Origin of the sequence: Corynebacterium sp. HMSC071F07, from assembly GCF_001810285.1 — a bacterium.
GTDB classification, from domain to species: domain Bacteria; phylum Actinomycetota; class Actinomycetes; order Mycobacteriales; family Mycobacteriaceae; genus Corynebacterium; species Corynebacterium simulans.
The window spans coordinates 87,461-107,227 of sequence record NZ_KV800715.1; the positions used below are offsets into that span (position 1 = coordinate 87,461).

The window sequence follows — 19,767 nt, forward strand, 5'->3', positions numbered from 1 at the left end:
GCATCATTGCGAACAGGACGTTGAGGCGTCGGCGTCGCTGGCCAGGAATTCGCTGACGTCCATGCCAATGACGAAGTCATAGGCCATGAGTCTGTGCTTCCTAGCGATGAGTAGGGAGTTGAATAGATGAGCTTCATCGCTGGGGTGGTCGGACATACTTGCGCTGGCATCCACATTACTGTGAAACCTCATGCCACCCGGGCCGGGCCAGGTTCCTATTGAGCTGTTTGAGTATGTCATTGTCTTCGGCGGCATCACCCCCGGATCATTTTCAGAGACAGGGACAGGAATAAGCCATACCGAAGCCAGCGACTAGTTCCACTTTCCTTTCAGACGGCGGGAACGGACATAAACATAGCCCGCCCATTCGGATGGACGGGCTTTGAATCTTCGGTGCCCTGGGGTGGAACTGCTAACAACGTAATGGGACATTCACGTCCCCCTAGTGCGTTGAGTTCCTAACCGATGCGCTTCACCGCATCGACGACCATGGTCCAGAACTTATCGAAGTCCAGTTCCACCGCCACCTGGGTGGTGCAGTCCTCCGGGGCGGGGGCGCGGAAATCGGCGACGGTCATGCCGGTGGTCAGCGCGCCGGACAGTTCCACATCCAGTGGTGCCTTGCGGGTGGTGAACACGGTGGGGTCGATGAGGTAGGCCACGGCGCAGGGGTCGTGGACGGGTGGGTTGTCGAATCCCTGGGCGTCCTGGTAGTTCTTGCGGAAGGCGTCGAAAAGTGCGACGACGAAGTCGCCCGTCGCGGTGCCCAGTGCGGCGAGTTTTTCCTCCACCTCCGGGGTGGCCAGCGCCTGGTGGGTGAGATCCAGACCGACCATGGTCAGGGGCCAGGACTCGTTGAAGACGATGTGGGCGGCCTCCGGGTCGATCTTGATGTTGAATTCCGCGACGGCGGTCCAGTTGCCGACGTGGTAGCCGCCACCCATGAGGACGACCTCCTTGACGCGTTCGGCGATGCGGGGTTCCTTGCGCACCGCCAGCGCGATGTTGGTCAGCGGGCCGGTGGGAACCAGGGCGACGGTGCCCGGTTCGTTGTTCATCACCGTGTCGATGATGAAGTCCACCGCGTGGGTGTCCTCAACGCCCACGGTCGGCTCGGGGAGGTCATAGTTGTTGATCTCCATGCCGGTGTCGCCGTGGATGTCCTCGGCGACCTCGATGGGGCGGACCAGCGGGCGGGTCACGCCCGGGTAGATCGGGGTGTCCATGCCGGCGATGGTGGCCACGACACGGGCGTTGTGGGTGACCTTGGCCAGGGTCTGGTTGCCGCCGACGGTGGTGATGCCGAGCAGCTCGATGTCCGGGTTGCCGTGGGCGAGCAGCATGGCGACGGCGTCATCGTGTCCGGGATCGCAGTCGAGGATGATCTTGGTGGTCATGGTGAAACTCCTAATTCTCAAAGCGCGGGGTTAGTTGCCCACGGGGGCGGTATCGGTGGTGTCGGTGGCATTGGCAGCCAGGTTTCTGGCCGCCACGGTATCGGTGATGGATTCCGGGCGTGGGATGAGCAGGGAGCACAGGAATGCCAGCGCCAGGATGATCACACCGGCCCACATACCGGCGGCGTACCCACCGTTGCTGTCCCCGAAGCTGGTGGCCACCGCGAAGAGGATGGCAAAGGAGATACCCGCACCGAGGTTGAAGGCGCCGGCGTTCATCCCCGGCAGGTACCCCTGGTTGTCGGCGGGGGAGAGCACCACACCGAGTCCGTTGAGCATGATGTTGGCGATACCGGCGTAGGTGATACCCACGAAGATGGAGATCCCCAGGTACGCCAGGTTGGAGGTGCTGCCCACGAGGAAGGTGGCACCGGCGACACCGATGATGGTGGCGGCGATACCGATCTGCAGGACGATCTTGTAGCCGAATTTGCCGGCGAGAATACCGGCGACGGGCCCGAAGACCAGGCCGGCCAGGGCATACGGGGTCAGGGTCCACCAGGAGACCACACCGGCGGACATGCCCGCACCATGGGTGGCGTTCTGCGCGAGGTTGGGCAGCAGACCGTTCATGATGGCGAACACGCCGGTCATGGTCAACAGGGTGGTCAGCAGCAGCGCCCAGGTGCGGCGCTGGCCGAGGTACTCGATGCTGACCAGGGGGTTCTTCACACGCTTTTCAATGTTGTAGAAGGCGACGGTGCCGATGATGCCGATGGCGAACAGGGCGATGACGAGGAACCAGTTGGCGTCGGCAAGCTTGCCGGCCTCGTTGAAGGCGGTCAGCAGGGCACCGATGGACACGGCGAGCGGCAGCACACCGAGCCAGTCCATCTTCGGGGTGGTCTCGGCGGGGGATTCCTTCACACTGAAGGACAGGGCCAGGGCGGCCGCCACGCAGAACACGGCCATGACCCAGAAGATGGACCGGAAGCCGAAGTGTTCCGCCAGCCAGCCACCGGCGATCGCGTCGACGCCACCGATACCACCGTTGATGGAGGTGATTACACCCAGCAGTAGTGCGTACTGCTTCTCATTGGGCACATGCTGGCGCAGGATGATCAGACACAGCGGCACGGTGGGGCCGGCCACACCCTGGATCAGACGTCCCAGGAACAACACGGTGACATTGGGGGCGAGTGCCGCGACGAGACAGCCGATGCCGGTGACGATCATCATGCCGATCAGCACCTTGCGGCGGCCGATGAGGTCACCCCAGCGCGGCAGGAAGAGGGAGAACAGGGCGGCCGCGGTGAAGAACGCGGTCTGGGTCATACCGATCTGGGCGGGGGTCGCGTTCAGTTCGACCTCCATGGTGGCCAGGGCCGGAGCGAGCATGGAGGCATTGAGCTGGAAGGCGAACACCGCCACCAGCAGGGCGATCATCAGCGGGATGATCGCAGCGGCCGGGGCTTTCTTCGGTTCGATGGTGGTTGACATGGTTACTCTCGTTTCGGTGGGGGAGTTAAGCGGTGACTGTGGGTAGGTCGTCGACAAGCGTGGGGTAGGAGGCCTGCGCGCCGCGGCGGGTGGCGGCGAACGCACCGACGCGGGCGGCGAAGCGTGCGGCCTCCACCAGGGAGTGGCCGTCGGCGAGCTTTGCGACGAGCGCACCCGCGAACGCATCGCCACTGCCGGTGGTGTCCACCGCCTCAACGGTGGGGGTCGGGATCGCGGTGAGGCCCTCGGCGTCACCGACCAGGGCGCCATCGGCACCGAGGGTCATGACCACGGTGGGGAAACCCTGACCCAGCAGGGCTGCCACCAGGGTGGACGGATCGGTTTCGGGGGTGGGTGCACCGAGCATCTCCAACACGAGGGCACCCTCGTGCTCATTGACCAGGAGGGGATCCGCCTGACGCAGCTGCTCATGACCGACCGGGACCACAGGCGAGAGGTTGATCACCCCCCGACCCTGCGCCAGGTCCACCGCGCGGTTGAAACCATCGGCGGGGATCTCACCCTGCAGCAGGACGATGCCGGCCTGTTCAATGAGCCGGGCATGCCGGTCCACATAGTCGGCGTCCATGCTGGCATTCGCGCCGGGCACGACGATGATGGTGTTCTCACCGTCATCGGCCACCGTGATCACGGCCAGACCGGTGGGGCCGTCGACGGTGTGGACTGCGGACATGTCAGCGCCGGAGGCACGCATGTGCACCAGGGCGGAGTCGGCCATGGTATCGGAACCCACCGCACCGACCATGTGGACCTCCGCACCGAGCTGGGCGGCGGCCACGGCCTGATTGGCGCCCTTGCCGCCGGCACTGATCTCACCACCGCCGCCGAGGAGGGTCTCACCGGGGTGGGGGTGGCGGTGGACCGTGGTGGTCAGATCCGCGTTGATGGATCCGACAACAACAATGGAACCGGGTGAACCGGGTATGTCAGTCATGGTTGTGGGCCTTTCATGAGGGAATCACCCTGGATCAGGATAGTGGGTGTGACAAGGTGCGTCTGGGTGGATTCGGTAGTTTTGGAGCCTGTCAGCAGCCCGTGCAGGACGGTGAAGGCCTGCCGGGCCATGACGTCCACCTGCTGGTCGATGACCGTCAGGGGCCGTGGTTGCAGGGCGAAGATGGGTTGGTTGTCGAAACCGATCACGCTGATGCCCTCGCCGATACTCAGGCCGGCCCGGTGGCAGGCCTGGAGCACCCCGATGGTCATCATGGTGTCCCCGGCGACCAGTGCACGGGCCCCGTGGTTGAGTAGGTGGGTGGCACCCTGATAGCCCTGCTCCTGTTCGAACCCACCACGGAAGACCAGCTGCGGTTCCCGTTCGTTGTTCCGGCAGGCCTGCTGGAAGGCTTCCAGGCGGGCACGTCCCGAGGAGGTGCTCAGCGGCCCGGGGAGGTAACCGATCGGCAGGGCATGGGGCTCCACCAGCAGCGATACCGCGGCGTCCATGCCGGGTTGCGGATCGGAGATGACGGTGGGGATGGGGGATCCGGTGAGTTCTCGGTCGATGAGGACCAAGGGCATGCCCTGGGCGTGCAGGTTGTTCAGTTGGTCCGCGCAGGCTTCATCGGGCACGCAGATGATGCCGTCCACCCCGTGGCTGGCAAGGAAGGCCAGGGAGGCGGCCATGGTCTCCGGGCGCTCATCGGTGTTGGTGATGATGGTGGCCAGACCGGCACCCTCGGCTGCGTTCTGCACGGCGGAGACCATGGTGGCGAAATAGGGGTTGATCAGGCTGGGCACCACTATCCCGATGGTGTTGCTGCGTGAGCTCTGCAGGGCCCGGGCCTGGGCGTTGGGGAGATATCCCATCTCCGCGGCTAGGGCCTGGATGCGCGTGCGGGTGGTGGTGGCCACCGCGGGGTTGTCCGCCATGGCGCGGGAGGCGGTGGCGATGGAGACACCGGCGCGCTGGGCCACGTCCTTGAGGGTGGGACGGCTGTGTTCTGCTGCCATGATGGTCACCCCGCTTCGCCCTGTGGTGTGCAAACGATTGATGTAAACGTTTGCAATTTGTTAAATCCACCCTATTTCCTCACCACCGGTTCCAGCAAGGGGGCACTCTGGCGGGGGTGGAAACAGCTCCGACCCCGCCGCGGGGAGCGACGGGGTCGCAGGCATTGAGGGATAGGAACGCGGAAGCCGCGCAAGCGAATGTGCGCGGCTAGGAGGATGGTGGTCGCGCCGGGGTCGCGCAGGTCCTGCGGCACGAGGGAGAGGCCTGCGCAGGAGGCCATCTCGATGACGGCGAGGCGTCGCGCGGGGAACTCGACCCACTGGGCGGTGACCTGTTGTCCGACGGGTCCGGTGACTTCTATGGTGTGTGTCACCGCGGCGGGGCGGGCGGCGAGGATTTCGAATCAGGCTGTTCTGCAATGTTGCTCTCGTCACGGTATCCCAAGACATTAGTTTGGGGCGCAGATTTCCAATCTTCGGCTGCCTGAAATTGTGGGGAAGGAGGTCTATTTAGACCCGGCCTGGGGAAGAAATGGCCGACGGAATCGTACTCAGGCATGACTACTTAACTCGTCGAACCGGATAGCGTAGAGGCGTGGAAGTCTTTTCTGATAGGCGAATGATTCGTGACCTTGCGGTGTCGCTTTTGTGCGGAGCGGCGTCTCTCATCGGTAGGGACCTGATGTCCCGGCCGCTCTTTGACTACCTGATTATCGCCTTGGTCGTGCTAGTGCCAATTATTAGCAGGCGGTGGCCGCGCCTGGTGGTCTTCGTTGCATCAGTGGTGCTCTTCGCCAGCCTGTTCCAGGTGGAACTCACCGTAGGCATCATAATCCTTGCGGGGCAGGTCGCCTACATTATTCGCCGCAGGCTGGAAGAGCCCCTACGTCGAATAATGACTATAGGGATGCTTGCTGCGGACTTTATCGGCGTATTTGGGTGAGCCAAACGGTACAGGAAGCAGCACAGGATATTGCGCGGCGCCTTTTCGTCGTGGGCTGGAGCCTACTGGTCCTTGCGGTGTGCATGCTTGTGGGTGAACTGCGTAGGAGAGCAGAGGAAGAACGCACACGGGAGATTTCGCGTGCTTTAGAGAAACAACGCCTGGAATTCGAGAAAAGCTCGACGGAACAACGGGCGTTCATCGCACGTGAGATCCATGACGTCGTCACGCACTCGCTATCGGTTATAGTTGCCCAAGCCGATGGGGCGCTCTACACCAAAGACACGGAAGCGCAAGAAGAAGCTTTGAAGTCTATTTCCCGCGTGGGAAGGACCTCTTTGAGGGAGATGCGGGGAGTCGTGGGCTTGCTGCGCACAGGCGAAAAGCGCGGCACTCAGCCGATGGCGGGATTCGGTGATCTTTCAGAACTCATTAACAGCGTTAGAAGCGCTGGCATTGCTGTGGGATATCGCTGCGCAGGAACGCCACCTGAAGAGCTTTCCGCCGCGACGTCGCTAAGTCTGTACCGAATTGTCCAAGAGGCTTTGACCAATGCGAACAAACATGGTGGCGGGCAAGCAGACGTACTAGTCGAATGGCTTGAAGGTATCGTCCGCCTTGAGGTGCGCAATGGATACATGGGTGATGCCCGAGGCGAGGGACATGGCATTGCTGGCATGAAGGAACGAGCGGAATTGGTTGGAGGAACCTTCCAACAGCGCAGTGATGCTGGCACATGGATAGTAGAAGCAGAGTTACCCACAGGAGGAGGAAGTAAGCAATGAAAGTCGGATTGGTAGATGACCAGGTTCTCTTCCTACACGGGATTGCCCAGATCATTAGTTCGCAGCCAGACATGGATGTTATCTGGCAAGCAAACGATGGCGAAGATGCGCTGACCCAATGCGCGGCCACGCCTGCTGATGTGGTGCTCATGGATGTACAGATGCCTGTCCGCGATGGAATTAGCGCCACCGCTGAGATCGCATCCACTCTTCCGGAGACGAAGGTCATCATTCTGACAACCTTCGATGACGAAGACTATGTAGTAGCCGGGCTGCGAGCAGGAGCGAGTGGCTTCGTGCTCAAGGACGCAGAGCCAGAGGAGCTACTAAGCGCGTTGCGCACTGTCTATCGCGGAGACGCGGTAATCTCACCCCGCGCCACAAAGCGCCTTGTCCACAGTATGAGGGATGATTCCACGGACACGCTGAGTATTAGCGGCGCAGACCGTCGGGTACTTGAATCGCTGACTGCCCGTGAACAAGAAATCCTTGAAGCAATCGGGATGGGATGGTCAAACACAGAGATATGTGAGCGGATGTTCATCTCTATGCCGACCGTCAAGACGCACGTTGGACGAGTACTCGCCAAGACGAGTTCTAGGGACCGTGTACACGCAGCCCTTTTCGCCTATCGCACAGGAGTTGTCTCCCGTGCTGACCTGCTTAGCAATACCCCGGTATGACTCGCAAAATCGTGCCTCGCGGCGATGTGCGGCGGAGGCGCGCCGGGCAACGATTGAGTTATGAGCACAGAATATGTTGTCGAAACTCATGGTTTGACCAAGGAATATAAGGGATTCAAGGCCGTCGACGGCCTTGATATGGCAATCGGCCACGGTGTCGTTCACGGATTGTTGGGGCCGAATGGTTCGGGCAAGTCCACGACCATGAAAATGCTTTTGGGTCTGGCAAAGCCGACTAAGGGAAGCATCAACTTGTTTGGCGAGCCTTTCGGGCCTAAGACGCGCAGCCGGGCCTTGGCCCGCACCGGCTCGCTCATCGAGCAGCCTTCGGCCTATTTGCACCTCACTGGGCGAGAGAACCTGCGCATCGCTGCGCGGCTTCTACGCGCTGAAGCAGAAGACGTGGATCGCGCAGTGCACCTCGTGCGGCTAGAAAAGCAGCTGGACAAGCAAGTAGCGAACTATTCCTTGGGCATGAAGCAGCGCCTCGGTATCGCAATGGCTATGATTCGTAACCCGCAGCTTCTGATCCTTGATGAACCAACGAACGGCCTTGACCCTGCCGGTATCGAAGAGATTCGCAATCTTATCGTCAGCCTCGCTGCCGATGAGGGGCGAACGGTATTGGTTTCGAGCCACCTTCTCTCGGAAATCGAAAAGATGGCTAGTGAACTGACCATTATCAATCGCGGACAGTTACTCTTCCAAGGTACAAAGCAGGAGCTTTTCCATTCCCAGCCGCCTGAAGTCTTTATCGAAACCCCGAACCCCAAGGAAGCGGCGCAAGCACTCGCGGGTATCTCAGTGCGCTTTGTAGAAGGTGGCATTCGGGTCCCGAACTTAAGCGAGCGCGACGTCGCGGGGGCTTGTGCGCAGCTTGTCAACCATGGCGTGCCCATCTACCAGGTACTAAGAACGCACCGCAGTCTCGAAGAGATCTTCATTTCGATTACGGGACGAGGTGGCTTGCAATGATGCTGCAGAATGAATATGCCAAGATGCGGCATACCCGGATGCTGCCGCTTGCCCTTGCTGTCACGCTCGCCATCGTTGCTTTTTCCAGTATGAATCTGGTGGGTGAGCACACCGCCGAACAATTTCAGCAAGATCCGCATAGTCAATGGGGCGGGCATCTCCTTGGCTACATCATGGTGACGGCCTTCCTCACTCCGGTGCAGGTGGCATTGTTAGCCAGCCGCGCAGCCGATGTAGAGCATCTCCACGGCGGCTGGCGGCTCAATTCCATCGCCGGGTACCGCCGCGGTGGTCTGCTCCGCGCGAAGTTCGCAGCTTTAGCCCTTGTCCTAGCCGCAGTAAAGGTAGTTGAATTGCTCGCGGTCTTGACCACTCCATTCCTCTTTGGCGCACAGTCGATTGATTCACTCGGCACATGGGTTCTCACAGCAGCTGGTCTATATGGAACCTCGTGCGCACTGATGGCGATTTTCTTGTGGCAGGCAGCACGCGTGGAATCCCAGCTCGTGGTGCTCAGCACTGGGGTAGTAGGCGGCTTCCTCGGTGTGGCAGGAATGCTTTCCCCAACCGCGGTCGCGCTCATTAATCCCTTCGGCTACTACGCAGTCTTATCCCCATTTACCTTCCGCCCCGAAGGCCTAGTGAGCATCGAACCACTGTGGATTCCATGGGCACTTTTCATCGCCGTTGTAACCGTCATCTTCACCGTGCTTTGTCGCACGCTTGATTCCCAGGAGGAATAAGTTCATGTTTGCTATCGACTTGCTGAAATTTCGACGCTCCTACGTATGGGCTGTCACCTTCCTCGTGCCGTGTATAGCAGTCGGCATTGGTGCCGCGAATTATCACGCCAACTTGGCGGTACTTAATGCCGGATGGGCAAGCTATCTTTCCCAAGCAACGCTGTTCTACGGCCTAATCTTTATGACTGTGGGAGTGGCCATCATCGCTGCAGCTGCCTGGCGCCTGGAACACCGCAATCACAATTGGAACACTATTTTGACCTCACCGCGCTCGGCGGGAGAAGTAGTCGCGTCCAAGTTTTTCTCCATCATGGTCCTCATCGCGCTAATGCAGGCGGTGTTCATTGCGCTGGCATTAGGCATTGGACGCGGCTTAGGATTACAGGGAGAGATTTCGCCGCTCAACTTGAGCGCGCTGTTCTTAGCAATCATCCCGGCGTTCGCAGTCGGGGCCTGGCAATCCTTCTTCTCGATGATCTTTCGCAGCTTTGCCACGCCCGTGGCGATTTCACTTGTGGGCGCGATTGCCTCAGTTGGAATTCTCTACAGCGGTATTCGGCTCATCCCGATGCTGCTGCCACCGGCTATGGTTACGTCGACGTTTGCGCTCGGCAGTACTGCCTTCGGCGCAGATGACACTCCTGATGTGTACGGTATCGCGTTCAGGATGGCTGTTTCTATCTGCTTCGTCATCGGAGCTTGGATTGCATCTGTTGTCTGGCTGCGAACCCATGACGTTGAGGCTTAGGCCGCATCCTTGGGACTCTTGCTTGTGCCACAGATGCAAAATGCCCTCGCGTCCCTCCGCAGCTTAGTGCTAACGGGGGGAGGCGAGGGAGGCGTCGGCAAGCGCGTGTGTCTTGTCGCTTGCCCTTGGCTAGCGTGGCCTCTTAGTCGAGGTAGTCGCGCAAGACCTGAGAGCGCGATGGGTGGCGCAGCTTGGACATGGTCTTGGACTCGATCTGGCGGATGCGCTCGCGGGTGACGCCGTAGACTTGACCGATTTCGTCTAAAGTGCGCGGCATGCCGTCGGTCAGGCCGAAGCGCAGGCGAACGACGCCGGCTTCGCGCTCAGACAGGGTGGTGAGCACGTCTTGGAGCTGATCCTGCAGGAGGGTAAAGGATACGGCGTCGACAGCGATGACTGCCTCGGAATCCTCAATGAAGTCACCCAGCTGGGAATCGCCCTCATCACCAATGGTCTGGTCCAGGGAAATAGGCTCACGAGCATACTGCTGGATCTCCAGCACCTTTTCCTCGGTGATGTCCATTTCCTTCGCCAGCTCCTGCGGGGTGGGCTCGCGGCCCAGATCCTGCAGCAGCTCACGCTGGATGCGGCCCAGCTTGTTGATGACCTCAACCATGTGGACCGGGATACGAATGGTGCGGGCCTGGTCTGCCATGGCGCGGGTAATGGCCTGGCGGATCCACCACGTGGCGTAGGTGGAGAACTTGTAGCCCTTGGTGTAGTCGAACTTCTCAACCGCACGGATAAGGCCTAGGTTGCCTTCCTGAATGAGATCCAAGAAAGCCATGCCGCGGCCGGTGTAGCGTTTTGCCAGCGAGACCACCAGACGGAGGTTCGCCTCCAGCAGGTGGTTCTTTGCCTTGCGGCCATCACGGGCGATGGAACGCAGGTCGCGCTTTTCCATAGGAGAGAGCTTGGCGGCCTTATCGCCCTCAGCGCGAGCCTTTTCCATCTCATCCATGCGGTACTGCGCGTAGAGGCCAGCCTCAATGCGCTTTGCCAGGGAGACCTCCTGCTCAGCGTTAAGGAGGGCGACCTTACCGATCTGCTTGAGATAAGCGCGGACGGAGTCAGCAGAAGCGGTCAGCTGTGCATCCTTGCGCGCCTGGCGCAGGGCAGCAGACTCTTCCTCGTCCCAGACGGAGGACGAGTCCTCATCGTCGTCTTCTTCGTCCTCATCCGCATCGAGCTCGTCCTCAGCATCGCCGAACTCGTCATCGTCCATGTCCGCGCTATCCGGATCGAAGTCCGCGTCATCCTGGTCGGCGTCATCTACCAGCTCGTCCTCGAGCTCGTCAGAAGCGGTCTCGAGGTTCTCCTGCTTTTCTTCAGGAGCGGTCGCGGCCTTCTGCGCAGACTTGCGGACGGTCTTCTTGGCAGATTTCTTCGCAGTTTTGCGAGTCGTCTTCTTGGCCGTCTTCTTAGCAGTCTTTTTGGCCGTCTTCTTCGCGGTCTTTTTGGCGGTCTTCTTCGCGGTCTTCTTTGCGGTTTTCTTGGCCGTCTTTTTGGCGGTCTTCTTGACAGGGGCAGATGCCTCGGCGGCATCAGCGCCCTCGCCGAGAACCTGGTCTGAAGAATCAGTGGCTGCCACGTACGCCCTTTCGACTTGCTTGTGATTGAAAACAGCAAGGTTAGACAAGATCCAACCTTTGGGGCCATGCTATGAGCTCGCCTGATTAGGGCGGGTTAGGCACGCCGCGTGCTGTTTAGATTAAGGATCGACGGCCCAGTATAGATGATCTTGGCTCTAAGGCGGTGAACTGGGGTCGATTAGCTATGTGATTACTGTTACGGCTTAAGGCCCTGCTGGGCTGCCATAGCCGCACCCACGATGCCCGCACGATTGCGCAACTGCGCTGGGGCAACGGGAGTAGAAGTAGTGAGCTTATCGCCCCACTTTTCCCACTTCCGGGAAATGCCGCCGCCAATGATGAAGGCGTGGGGGTTGAAAAGCTTTTCATATTCTTCCAATACTCGGTCAAGGCGCTTGACCCATTCCTTGTACTTGAGATCCTCGCGCTCTTTTACAGCAGAGGATGCCTGGTGCTCAGCCTCGGCATCGCCGACCATCATGTGGCCCAACTCCGTATTAGGGAAAAGTTGGCCGTCCAGCAGGAACGCGGAGCCGATACCAGTGCCGAGGGTCAGGAAGATGACCGAGCCCGTGCGCGCCACCTCGTCGCCGTAGGCAACCTCGGCGAGGCCGGCAGCGTCGGCGTCGTTAAGCACCACGAAAGGCTGATCCAGGTACTGGGCGAAAAGCTCCTGCGCATCCACGCCAATCCAGGACTTGTCGATGTTGGCGGCACTGAGCACCTTCTGGTCCTTGACCACGGAAGGCAGAGTGATGCCCACTGGGCTCTCCCAGTTCTTCTCCGCCACGATCTGCGCGACGATCTTCGCCACGGCCTCCGGGGTGGACTTTTCCGGGGTAGCAATCTTTAGACGCTCGCCCACGAACTCGCCGTTTGCTAGGTCTACTTCCGCGCCCTTGATGCCGGAACCTCCGATGTCGATGCCAAAAGAGTGCTCGGCCTGGGCTGGGGCGGCGTGCTTTTCGGTGCTGGTTTCAGCTGTAGTGCCAGTCATAGGCATCAAGTCTAGGCAAATGCATAATTGTTGGCATGGCTAGCTTTGATAGGGATGTAATTAGCGTCGAAGAGCTGCGCGATTTTGCCGCGGCTACTGCCCGTGCCGCCGTCGAACGTATTCGCGCGCAAAGAGCGGCGCTTATCGACGCCGACGGTCTTGCCGCGCACACGCAGACGAAGTCGAGGGCGGTGGACCCCGTCACCGAGGTGGATCAAGCAACTGAGCATTTCATCACCGAGCAGATCGTCTCCGCGCGTCCTGGCGACGGCATCTTGGGTGAGGAAGGCGCAGACGTTTTAAGTAGCACCGGCATTACCTGGATTGTCGATCCCATCGATGGCACCGTGAACTTCCTCTATGGCATCAATGAGTATGCGGTGTCCATCGGCGCCGCCGTGGATGGCGAGATCGTCGCCGGCGCCGTCATCAACGTAGTGCGCGGCGACCTCTACTCGGCGGCCCTGGGCTACGGCGCCACGCTAGAAACGTCCGATGGCACTCTACGAAAGCTTCACTGCCGCACCGAAACTGATCCTGCGCTAGCCCTGGTGGCAACGGGCTTTGGGTATGCAGCGGGGCGTCGCCAAGCGCAGGCGGAGTTGCTTTGCCGACTGCTTCCGCAGGTACGTGATATTCGTCGCATGGGCGCGGCCGCGCTCGACTTGTGCCGCGTGGCGGAGGGAAGCGTCGACGCCTACTACGAGCACGGAATTAACGCCTGGGACTGCGCCGCCGGTGCCATCATCGCAGCTGAAGCCGGAGCTGTAGTTAATCGCCCAGGATTGAATAAAGGCGCAAAAGACGGCGAATTAACCTGGGCCTGCGGGGGTAGCCTGGCCTCGGCATTTTCCCAGCTTCTCGAAGAAAATGGTGCCCTAGAGCCACTGCGGGGGTAGGAATCTGACGCGCCTGCGGCGGGGCGAGTATGACATCGCAGCAAATGTGTTTTAGGATGCGCACGATAAATACCTATCCCAACCACATGACTAATAGGGGCGTACACTATGGCCACCGATTATGACGCACCGCGTCGCCGTGTAGAAGACGAGCTGGAAGCCGACTCTCTCGAAGGTCTGAAGGCTGCCGAAACCGACAACAACGGCATGGACGACGATGGAGAAATCGTCGAGGCTTTCCAGCCACCGACAGTGGATCTCACCGGTGAGGAACTCAACGTCACCGTCATCCCGCGTCAGGAAGACGAGTTCACCTGCTCTTCCTGCTTCCTGGTGCAATCCAACAAGCGCTTGTCCCACGAGGAAGACGGTCAGCCGATCTGCCTCGACTGCGCATAGGCGAGAAAAACAAATTCCCCTCTGCGGGCGACTTACCCTTTGGAGCAATAGTTCCTTTCGGAGCAATAACTTGGGTAAGCGGCGCAGAGGGGAATTTTTATGTCTTGCTGCCTTTAGGGAGCTTGCGGCTCTTAAGTGTTAGGGCGATCTGCCGGATCTAAGAAGGCATTTAGCACCTGCTGTGGGTTCTTGGTGGCAACGAGCCAGTACGGAGTTGGATCCTCTGGATCATCCAGAACCAGCATCACGTGCTCATCGATCCAGCCATGCGTGACCAGGAAGGCGGCTGGGTCGAACTGCGGTCCAAGGGCGCTGCGGCGCGCCGACTTTGGCACCACCATGGAGCGCTGCACGACATCGTGGGGAAGCTGCGCGTCTTTGACCACGAGCCAGCGGGTGCCATCAGCATCCTTTTCCACGCGCAGGACGGTGCCGGACCAAGAAACCATGACCCAAATTGCGATGGCGCTTAAGACCACGGCCGGGATGATGATCCACCAAATATTGCGGTTCAGGCTGACCGTCGCGGTGGTAATCGCCACGACGAAGGCTGCCATGAACCAGAAATACCACGGCACCCATTGGCGCTCGCTGTAGAGGACCTCCGGCGCGGGGCTGCCTGCTACGCCGGCTGCGGTTTGGGAAGCGGAAGCAGAATTCTTAGACACGGGAAGTAAGTGTAGTCACTCAGGCCCTGCTTTAGCGAAGCCGTTGTGACCCCACGGTAGGCTAGTGCGGGTGAATGAGACGAACCCATTAATCGATCCTGCAAGCCCCTTCGGCCCTGTCAAGGTACGCCGTCTGGATAAGGAGCTGCCGCTGCCGCAGCGCGCACACCGTGGCGACGCCGGCGCTGACCTCTGCGCGGCAGAATCGGTCGACATCGCCCCGGGCGAGCGCGTCCTCGTGGGAACCGGCATCGCGGTCGCACTACCGCTGGGCACCGTTGGCCTTGTCCACCCGCGCTCCGGCCTGGGCGCCAAGCACGGTGTTTCGGTGGTCAACACGCCGGGCACCATCGACGCCGACTACCGCGGCGAAATTAAGGTCTGCTTGATTAACCACGACCTGCACGAGACTTTCCACGTGGAGCGCGGCATGCGCATCGCGCAGCTGCTCATCCAGCGCGTGGAGCTGGTCGATTTCGAGGAAGTCGAAGAACTCGACGAGACCGTGCGCGGCACCGGCGGCTATGGCTCCACTGGTGTTTAGGTAGCGCGCGAGAAAAGTTTGGAGAACAATTATGCCTATGTGGCCTTTTTCTAAGAAGAAATCTGACTCTCAAAGCGATAACTCCCAGGACGCGGAAACCCGTGTCCCGGCCGATGAGGTACCTGCTGCTGATAACGTTTCGGCAGAAGAAGGCGCGGCGCAAAGCGACGTTTCAGCTGCGCCAACCGATGCCCCCGCAGCTCCTGCAGGCTTCAATGCCTACAGTGTGGAACACGACGCCGTGGGTGGCGAGATGGGTCCTTTCGATGGCGACCAAGTAAATATCCAGGACTTCGACTTCGAGGATTTCTCGGTAGGCCTTTTGGATTTGGGTTCCATGCGCATCCCGCTGCCAAAGGGCACCCAGGTCCAGGTTGAGATGGGCGAGCAGGGCCCGAAGATGCTCCACATCGTTAGCCAACACGGCCGCATGACGCCGGTTGCTTTCGCGGCGCCGCGCAAGCCGGGTCAGTGGGCTGAGTCCGCGACCGACATCATTAATGGTCTCACCCGCGATGGCTTTGAAGCCCACGGCGAGGATGGCCCTTGGGGCACCGAGATCGTCGGCACCAACCCGAATGGTGAAATCCGCATCATTGGCGTCGACGGCCCGCGCTGGATGTACCGCCTGACGCTTGCCGCACCGGCGGGCAAGCAGGAACAACTCGCAGAGCTTGGCCGTGAGGTTTTCGCCCGTACCTTTATCTATCGCGGCGAGGATCCGATCCTGGCTGGCAACTCGCTGCCGGTGACCCTGCCGCAGCAGCTGGCCGAGCAGGTGCAGCAGGCAATGAAGCAGCGTGCTGAAGGCACCAGCGCCGAGGGCACCAGCGCCGATGGCGCTGACGCCCAGCGCACTGATTCTGCAGCAGCTGAAGCGGAGGCTGAAGCCAAGGCACAGCTGGATGAATTGAACAAAGAAGAAAGCTAACGTGACGAAACCCGATAGTTCTAACGGCGCATCCGCGTCCAACGCGTCCAACGACGGAACCGCAACTACTGAGCAAGAGCCCACCCTTCTGGAGCAGATGGGCGGGCTTTCCGGCCTGGTATCTGCGACGCTGCCCGTGGTGGTTCTCATTCCGGTCAACAACGTGTGGGGCTTGGGCCCTGCCTTGTTGGCCGCGCTTGGTGTTGCCCTCCTTATCGCCGTCTGGCGCATTGCCCGCAAGGAAACCCTGCAGCCTGCTATCTCCGGCCTGGTGGGTGTCGGTATTTGCGCCGCCATCGCGTGGTTCACGGGCGATGCAAAGGGCTACTTCCTCTACGGCATCTGGATGTCGCTGCTGTTTTTCATCGTGGCTGCCATCTCGATCGTGGTGCGCTGGCCGCTAGTCGGCGTCATCTGGAAAGGCATCAACGGCGAGGACATGCGTTGGCGCACCGTGGCGCCAGCCCGCCGCGCCTACGCCATCGCAACTGCCGGCTGGGCAGTGATCTTCCTGGCGCGTTTCATCGTGCAAAACGCCATTTACAACGCCGACAACACCACCGCGCTCGGCGTCGTGCGCATCCTCATGGGCTGGCCACTGACAGGCGTGGTCACCCTGCTGACCATCTGGATGGTCCGCCGTGCCAACGCCGCTGTCGAGGAAGCAACTGCTGAGGAGGCTATTCGTGACTAGCCCGGAGGTAACGATTACTAAGGGCGAGACTTTCGACGCTACTGTCGAGCGCATGGCACACGGTGGCGTGGGCATCGCGCATGCTGCCGACGGCCGCATCGTCTTCGTCCACGGCGCATTCCCCGGCGACGCCGTGAGCGTTATCGCCCGCAAGGTCAAGAAGTCCTTCATCGAGGCTGACCTTGTAGCAGTTAACACCGTCGGCCCGCTGCGCGTGGAGTCCGCCTGCCCGGCAGCTGCACAGGGCGCTGGCTGCTGTGACTTCCACGAGCTGGATCCGAATAAGGAATCCGAGATCAAGACCGAAGTCTTGACTGAGCAGCTGCGCCGCGTGGCCAAGCTGGAAAAAGAAGAGCTCGAGGCCCTCAACGTCGAGACCCGCGAGCTTGCCCCACAGCGTGGCTGGCGCACGCGCGTGCGCCTCGGCGTGGACCAGGAGGGCCGTGCCGGCTTGCGCAAGCGTGGCTCCACTGAGCTTGTCACCGATGTTGCCTGCACCCAGCTAGTGCCGGGTCTCGTCGACGGAATCGTGGGGGAGGACGCCCGCCGTTTCACCCCGGGTGCTGAAGTCATCGCCGTGATGGACAGCGAGGGAAACCGCCACGTCGTGGAATCCCGCCGTGACAAACGCGGGCGCCGAGTCGAAACCGTCCGCGAAGTCATTGAAGGCACCGGCACCGTGGTCGAAAAGGTAGGAGAGCACGCCTTTACCTTCCCGGCCACCGCATTTTGGCAGGCTCACCGCGCCGCACCCGAGGCCTATACCTCGCTCGTGCGTGAGTGGCTCTCTGCTTCGTCAGCACCGGCGGATTCTTCTGGAGAATCCGCTGTGGCTTGGGACCTCTATGGAGGCGTGGGCCTTTTCGTGCCCGCGCTGCACGACGCCCTGGTAAGCAGCGGAGCGGCCGAGAAACCTGCAGACTTTGCCTCCCCGCAAATTTACTCCGTGGACTACTCGCCGGCAGCAGCTGCCACTAAGCAGGATTGCCTGGCGCCGTACTCCGTGGAGTTCCGCAGCGCCAAGGTGGAAACGTCTGCGGCGCAGCTGCCCGCACCGCGCTTCGTGGTCCTTGACCCACCGCGCACCGGTGCTGGAGACGACGTCGTAAGTTCCGTCGCTAGCGCCGCACCACGCAGCGTCGTCCATGTGGGCTGCGACCCAGCAACCTTCGCTCGCGACATCAAGGCGTGGAAGCAGGTCGGCTATGAACTCAAACGCTTGACCATGCTCAACGCCTTCCCCGGAACGCATCACTTCGAGACGATGGCGCTGCTGCAGCCGCATAAATAGCCTTGCCCCAGCCGCCGCGGCTAACACCCAAGCTAATTCGAGGATTGCCGCCCTTAGCGCAGGAACGGGTACGGTAGAAAAGAAAAAGAACTGACAAGAAGGAGAAGAAGGCCGCTCCATGACCATTCTGGATACCATTGCGTCGCCTCGCGATTTGAAGGCTCTCTCCCCAGCACAACTGCGCCAGTTGGCTGATGAAATTCGTCAACGTCTGATTGAGAAGGTCTCCGTCACCGGCGGCCACCTAGGGCCTAACCTGGGCGTCGTGGAGCTGACCGTGGCCATCCACCGCGTGTTTGACTCCCCGCGGGATGCCATCGTTTTCGATACCTCCCACCAGTCCTACGTGCACAAGATGTTAACGGGGCGCACCGATCAGTTCGATACCCTGCGCCAGAAGGACGGTCTTTCCGGCTACACCGATCGCGGCGAGTCTGAGCATGACTGGACCGAGTCCTCCCACGCTTCTGCCGCGCTTTCTACCGTCGATGGCTTGTCCAAGGCCTTCAAGATCAAGGGTGAGAACCACCGCAACGCCGTGGCCGTCGTGGGCGATGGCGCGTTGACCGGCGGCATGTGCTGGGAAGCGCTCAACAACATCTCAGCCGATAAAGAACGCAACGCCGTCATCATCGTCAACGACAACGGCCGTTCCTATTCGCCGACCATCGGCGGTCTATCCGAGAACCTGGGCCGTATCCGTGCCCAGCATGGCTACGACGAGATCATGGAACAGGGCAAAAAGCGCCTGAAGTCCATGGGCTGGGTCGGCGAGCGCACCTTCGATGCGCTGCATGCCATCAAGGACGGCGTGAAGTCCACCGTCATGCCTACCGAGATGTTCCCAGAGCTTGGCATTAAGTATGTTGGCCCCATTAATGGCCACGACATCGACGCCGTGGTGCGCGCGCTTTCCTACGCCCGCGACTACGACGGCCCAATCATCGTCCACACCGTAACGGAAAAGGGCCACGGCTTTGCCCCAGCCGTCAACGAGCCGAAGGATCAGATGCACTCCACCGGTGCCATCGACCCAGTCACCGGCGTGGCAAAGGGCCAGAAGCAGCCGGGTTGGACCGCAGCTTTTTCCGAGGAACTCATTAAGGCGGCAGAAAACCGTGAGGACATCGTGGCGATTACCGCTGCCATGGCAGGTCCTACCGGCCTGGCGCCTTTTGAGGAGCGCTTCCCAGAGCGCTTCTTCGACGTCGGCATCGCAGAGCAGCACGCGATGGCTTCTGCCTCTGGCTTGGCGCTAGCCGGCATGCACCCGGTGGTTGCCATCTACTCGACCTTCCTGAACCGTGCCGTGGACCAGGTCATCATGGACATCGCGCTGCTGAAGCTGCCGGTGACCATTGTCTTGGACCGCGCTGGCGTCACCGGCTCCGACGGCCCTTCCCACAACGGTGTGTGGGACATGGCCCTGATGAGCATCGTCCCAGGCATGCGCATCGCCGCTCCTCGCGACGGCGCCCGCCTGCGCGAGCTGTTCAACGAGGCCCTCGAGGTCAACGACGGACCAACCGTCGTGCGTTTCCCCAAGGGCAACCTGCTTGATGACATCGAAGCAGTGGACCAGCTTTCCGACGGTGTGGACATCATCTACTACAACGATGCTGAGGAAGCTGCCTCCGATGTCCCAGACATCCTGCTCGTTGCCATCGGCGCGATGAGCACCCGTTCCCGCAACGCCGCGAAGCTGCTCGAAGAGCGCGGCTACAACGTCACCGTCGCCGACCCGCGCTGGGTGGTTCCGGTACCGCAGTCCCTGGTTGGCCTCGCGGCAGACCACGACCTCGTGGTCACCGTCGAGGACGGCATCATCCGTGGCGGCATCGGCTCCATGATCGCAGAGGCGCTGAATGCCGCTGAGGTGGATACGCCGCTGCGCCGCATGGGCGTGGCCAACTACTTCCCACGCCACGCAAGCCGCGGCGAAGTGCTGGAGGAAAACAGCCTCACCCCGGAGGAAATCGCCGCAGCCGTCGAGGACTGGCTGGG

General features: G+C 60.8%; 22 protein-coding genes. 13 read left to right on the forward strand and 9 right to left on the reverse strand.

All coding sequences use genetic code 11. The features are described from left to right. Positions 1–3 precede the first annotated feature (3 nt). The 6 genes from HMPREF2724_RS12900 to HMPREF2724_RS12465 form a co-directional block, all read right to left on the reverse strand. The gene (locus HMPREF2724_RS12900; RefSeq protein ID WP_061922912.1) at positions 4–192 is read right to left on the reverse strand and encodes a hypothetical protein; all 189 of its coding nucleotides are present in this window, start codon (positions 190–192) and stop codon (positions 4–6) included. A gap of 266 nt (positions 193–458) precedes the next feature. Then, the gene (locus HMPREF2724_RS09925; RefSeq protein WP_061922910.1) at positions 459–1,397 is read right to left on the reverse strand and encodes a uridine-preferring nucleoside hydrolase UriH; all 939 of its coding nucleotides are present in this window, start codon (positions 1,395–1,397) and stop codon (positions 459–461) included. A gap of 30 nt (positions 1,398–1,427) precedes the next feature. Beyond that, positions 1,428–2,897 carry a uridine transporter UriT gene (locus tag HMPREF2724_RS09930; RefSeq protein ID WP_070588440.1) on the reverse strand — a complete coding sequence of 490 codons (1,470 nt, stop codon included), beginning with the start codon at positions 2,895–2,897 and terminating at the stop codon, positions 1,428–1,430. A 25-nt stretch (positions 2,898–2,922) separates the two neighbouring features. Further along, positions 2,923–3,852, reverse strand: coding sequence for a ribokinase RbsK1 (locus HMPREF2724_RS09935; RefSeq protein ID WP_070588442.1), 930 nt, complete (start codon positions 3,850–3,852; stop codon positions 2,923–2,925). Continuing rightward, entirely contained in the window at positions 3,849–4,871 is a 1,023-nt protein-coding gene (locus HMPREF2724_RS09940; protein ID WP_070588530.1) for a transcriptional regulator UriR, read from the reverse strand. Before HMPREF2724_RS09940 ends, HMPREF2724_RS09935 begins: the two co-directional genes overlap by 4 nt. 71 nt (positions 4,872–4,942) lie before the next feature. Further along, complete coding sequence (locus HMPREF2724_RS12465) at positions 4,943–5,245, reverse strand: glycerate kinase (RefSeq protein ID WP_235591050.1); 303 nt, start codon at positions 5,243–5,245, stop codon at positions 4,943–4,945. Positions 5,246–5,466: 221 nt separating this feature from the next. Between HMPREF2724_RS12465 and HMPREF2724_RS13300 the strand changes: the two genes are divergently transcribed. The 6 genes from HMPREF2724_RS13300 to HMPREF2724_RS09965 all read left to right on the forward strand — a co-directional run bounded on the left by HMPREF2724_RS13300 (position 5,467) and on the right by HMPREF2724_RS09965 (position 9,748). Continuing rightward, positions 5,467–5,814 (forward strand): hypothetical protein, encoded by a 348-nt coding sequence (locus HMPREF2724_RS13300; RefSeq protein WP_246818244.1) that lies wholly within the window; start codon positions 5,467–5,469, stop codon positions 5,812–5,814. A gap of 89 nt (positions 5,815–5,903) precedes the next feature. Next, positions 5,904–6,599, forward strand: coding sequence for a sensor histidine kinase (locus tag HMPREF2724_RS13305; RefSeq protein WP_246818245.1), 696 nt, complete (start codon positions 5,904–5,906; stop codon positions 6,597–6,599). Then, a complete protein-coding gene (locus HMPREF2724_RS09950) occupies positions 6,596–7,282 on the forward strand; it encodes a response regulator (RefSeq protein ID WP_070588444.1) in 687 nt (228 codons plus the stop codon). The genes HMPREF2724_RS13305 and HMPREF2724_RS09950 overlap by 4 nt, the downstream gene beginning before the upstream one ends. A gap of 60 nt (positions 7,283–7,342) precedes the next feature. Next, positions 7,343–8,257, forward strand: a complete 915-nt coding sequence (locus tag HMPREF2724_RS09955) for an ABC transporter ATP-binding protein (protein ID WP_070588448.1) — start codon at positions 7,343–7,345, stop codon at positions 8,255–8,257. Next, the gene (locus HMPREF2724_RS09960) at positions 8,254–9,000 is read left to right on the forward strand and encodes an ABC transporter permease (protein WP_070588450.1); all 747 of its coding nucleotides are present in this window, start codon (positions 8,254–8,256) and stop codon (positions 8,998–9,000) included. Before HMPREF2724_RS09955 ends, HMPREF2724_RS09960 begins: the two co-directional genes overlap by 4 nt. A 4-nt stretch (positions 9,001–9,004) precedes the next feature. Next, positions 9,005–9,748, forward strand: a complete 744-nt coding sequence (locus tag HMPREF2724_RS09965; RefSeq protein WP_070588453.1) for an ABC transporter permease — start codon at positions 9,005–9,007, stop codon at positions 9,746–9,748. A gap of 142 nt (positions 9,749–9,890) precedes the next feature. Here the strand turns inward: HMPREF2724_RS09965 and HMPREF2724_RS09970 are convergent, their stop codons facing one another. Continuing rightward, the gene (locus HMPREF2724_RS09970) at positions 9,891–11,339 is read right to left on the reverse strand and encodes an RNA polymerase sigma factor (RefSeq protein ID WP_070433196.1); all 1,449 of its coding nucleotides are present in this window, start codon (positions 11,337–11,339) and stop codon (positions 9,891–9,893) included. A gap of 197 nt (positions 11,340–11,536) precedes the next feature. Beyond that, positions 11,537–12,337 (reverse strand): polyphosphate--glucose phosphotransferase, encoded by an 801-nt coding sequence (ppgK, locus tag HMPREF2724_RS09975; RefSeq protein ID WP_061922881.1) that lies wholly within the window; start codon positions 12,335–12,337, stop codon positions 11,537–11,539. 35 nt (positions 12,338–12,372) lie between these two features. Between ppgK and HMPREF2724_RS09980 the strand changes: the two genes are divergently transcribed. Together HMPREF2724_RS09980 and HMPREF2724_RS09985 are read left to right on the forward strand one after the other, a co-directional pair. After that, a complete protein-coding gene (locus HMPREF2724_RS09980) occupies positions 12,373–13,236 on the forward strand; it encodes an inositol monophosphatase family protein (protein ID WP_070588456.1) in 864 nt (287 codons plus the stop codon). A gap of 108 nt (positions 13,237–13,344) precedes the next feature. Then, on the forward strand, positions 13,345–13,635 hold the full coding sequence (locus HMPREF2724_RS09985) for a DUF4193 domain-containing protein (protein WP_061922875.1): 291 nt from the start codon (positions 13,345–13,347) through the stop codon (positions 13,633–13,635). A gap of 131 nt (positions 13,636–13,766) precedes the next feature. Here HMPREF2724_RS09985 and HMPREF2724_RS09990 read toward each other — a convergent pair whose 3' ends face one another. Then, entirely contained in the window at positions 13,767–14,303 is a 537-nt protein-coding gene (locus HMPREF2724_RS09990; RefSeq protein WP_082785783.1) for a DUF3093 domain-containing protein, read from the reverse strand. A gap of 70 nt (positions 14,304–14,373) precedes the next feature. On the opposite strand from HMPREF2724_RS09990, the gene dut reads away from it, so the two are divergent. From dut to dxs, 5 genes are all read left to right on the forward strand, one after another. Further along, on the forward strand, positions 14,374–14,847 hold the full coding sequence (gene dut, locus HMPREF2724_RS09995) for a dUTP diphosphatase (protein ID WP_061922873.1): 474 nt from the start codon (positions 14,374–14,376) through the stop codon (positions 14,845–14,847). A gap of 31 nt (positions 14,848–14,878) precedes the next feature. Continuing rightward, a complete protein-coding gene (locus HMPREF2724_RS10000) occupies positions 14,879–15,778 on the forward strand; it encodes a DUF3710 domain-containing protein (protein ID WP_070588457.1) in 900 nt (299 codons plus the stop codon). Positions 15,779–15,875: 97 nt separating this feature from the next. Continuing rightward, a complete protein-coding gene (locus tag HMPREF2724_RS10005) occupies positions 15,876–16,472 on the forward strand; it encodes a DUF3159 domain-containing protein (protein ID WP_083306130.1) in 597 nt (198 codons plus the stop codon). Further along, positions 16,465–17,763: a class I SAM-dependent RNA methyltransferase gene (locus tag HMPREF2724_RS10010; RefSeq protein ID WP_256375029.1), complete on the forward strand. Its 1,299-nt coding sequence runs from the start codon at positions 16,465–16,467 to the stop codon at positions 17,761–17,763. Before HMPREF2724_RS10005 ends, HMPREF2724_RS10010 begins: the two co-directional genes overlap by 8 nt. Positions 17,764–17,881: 118 nt before the next feature. After that, positions 17,882–19,767: 1-deoxy-D-xylulose-5-phosphate synthase (gene dxs, locus HMPREF2724_RS10015; RefSeq protein ID WP_070588458.1), on the forward strand; the 1,886-nt coding region annotated here is incomplete at its 3' end.

What these genes read in the sequence shown, in the direction of transcription:
- HMPREF2724_RS12900 (WP_061922912.1), bottom strand. Translation starts at nt 192, where the DNA reads ATGAGGTTTCACAGTAATGTGGATGCCAGCGCAAGTATGTCCGACCAC.
- HMPREF2724_RS09925 (WP_061922910.1), bottom strand. Translation starts at nt 1,397, where the DNA reads ATGACCACCAAGATCATCCTCGACTGCGATCCCGGACACGATGACGCC.
- HMPREF2724_RS09930 (WP_070588440.1), bottom strand. Translation starts at nt 2,897, where the DNA reads ATGTCAACCACCATCGAACCGAAGAAAGCCCCGGCCGCTGCGATCATC.
- HMPREF2724_RS09935 (WP_070588442.1), bottom strand. Translation starts at nt 3,852, where the DNA reads ATGACTGACATACCCGGTTCACCCGGTTCCATTGTTGTTGTCGGATCC.
- HMPREF2724_RS09940 (WP_070588530.1), bottom strand. Translation starts at nt 4,871, where the DNA reads ATGGCAGCAGAACACAGCCGTCCCACCCTCAAGGACGTGGCCCAGCGC.
- HMPREF2724_RS09950 (WP_070588444.1), top strand. Translation starts at nt 6,596, where the DNA reads ATGAAAGTCGGATTGGTAGATGACCAGGTTCTCTTCCTACACGGGATT.
- HMPREF2724_RS09955 (WP_070588448.1), top strand. Translation starts at nt 7,343, where the DNA reads ATGAGCACAGAATATGTTGTCGAAACTCATGGTTTGACCAAGGAATAT.
- HMPREF2724_RS09960 (WP_070588450.1), top strand. Translation starts at nt 8,254, where the DNA reads ATGATGCTGCAGAATGAATATGCCAAGATGCGGCATACCCGGATGCTG.
- HMPREF2724_RS09965 (WP_070588453.1), top strand. Translation starts at nt 9,005, where the DNA reads ATGTTTGCTATCGACTTGCTGAAATTTCGACGCTCCTACGTATGGGCT.
- ppgK (WP_061922881.1), bottom strand. Translation starts at nt 12,337, where the DNA reads ATGACTGGCACTACAGCTGAAACCAGCACCGAAAAGCACGCCGCCCCA.
- HMPREF2724_RS09980 (WP_070588456.1), top strand. Translation starts at nt 12,373, where the DNA reads ATGGCTAGCTTTGATAGGGATGTAATTAGCGTCGAAGAGCTGCGCGAT.
- HMPREF2724_RS09985 (WP_061922875.1), top strand. Translation starts at nt 13,345, where the DNA reads ATGGCCACCGATTATGACGCACCGCGTCGCCGTGTAGAAGACGAGCTG.
- HMPREF2724_RS10000 (WP_070588457.1), top strand. Translation starts at nt 14,879, where the DNA reads ATGCCTATGTGGCCTTTTTCTAAGAAGAAATCTGACTCTCAAAGCGAT.
- HMPREF2724_RS10005 (WP_083306130.1), top strand. Translation starts at nt 15,876, where the DNA reads ATGGGCGGGCTTTCCGGCCTGGTATCTGCGACGCTGCCCGTGGTGGTT.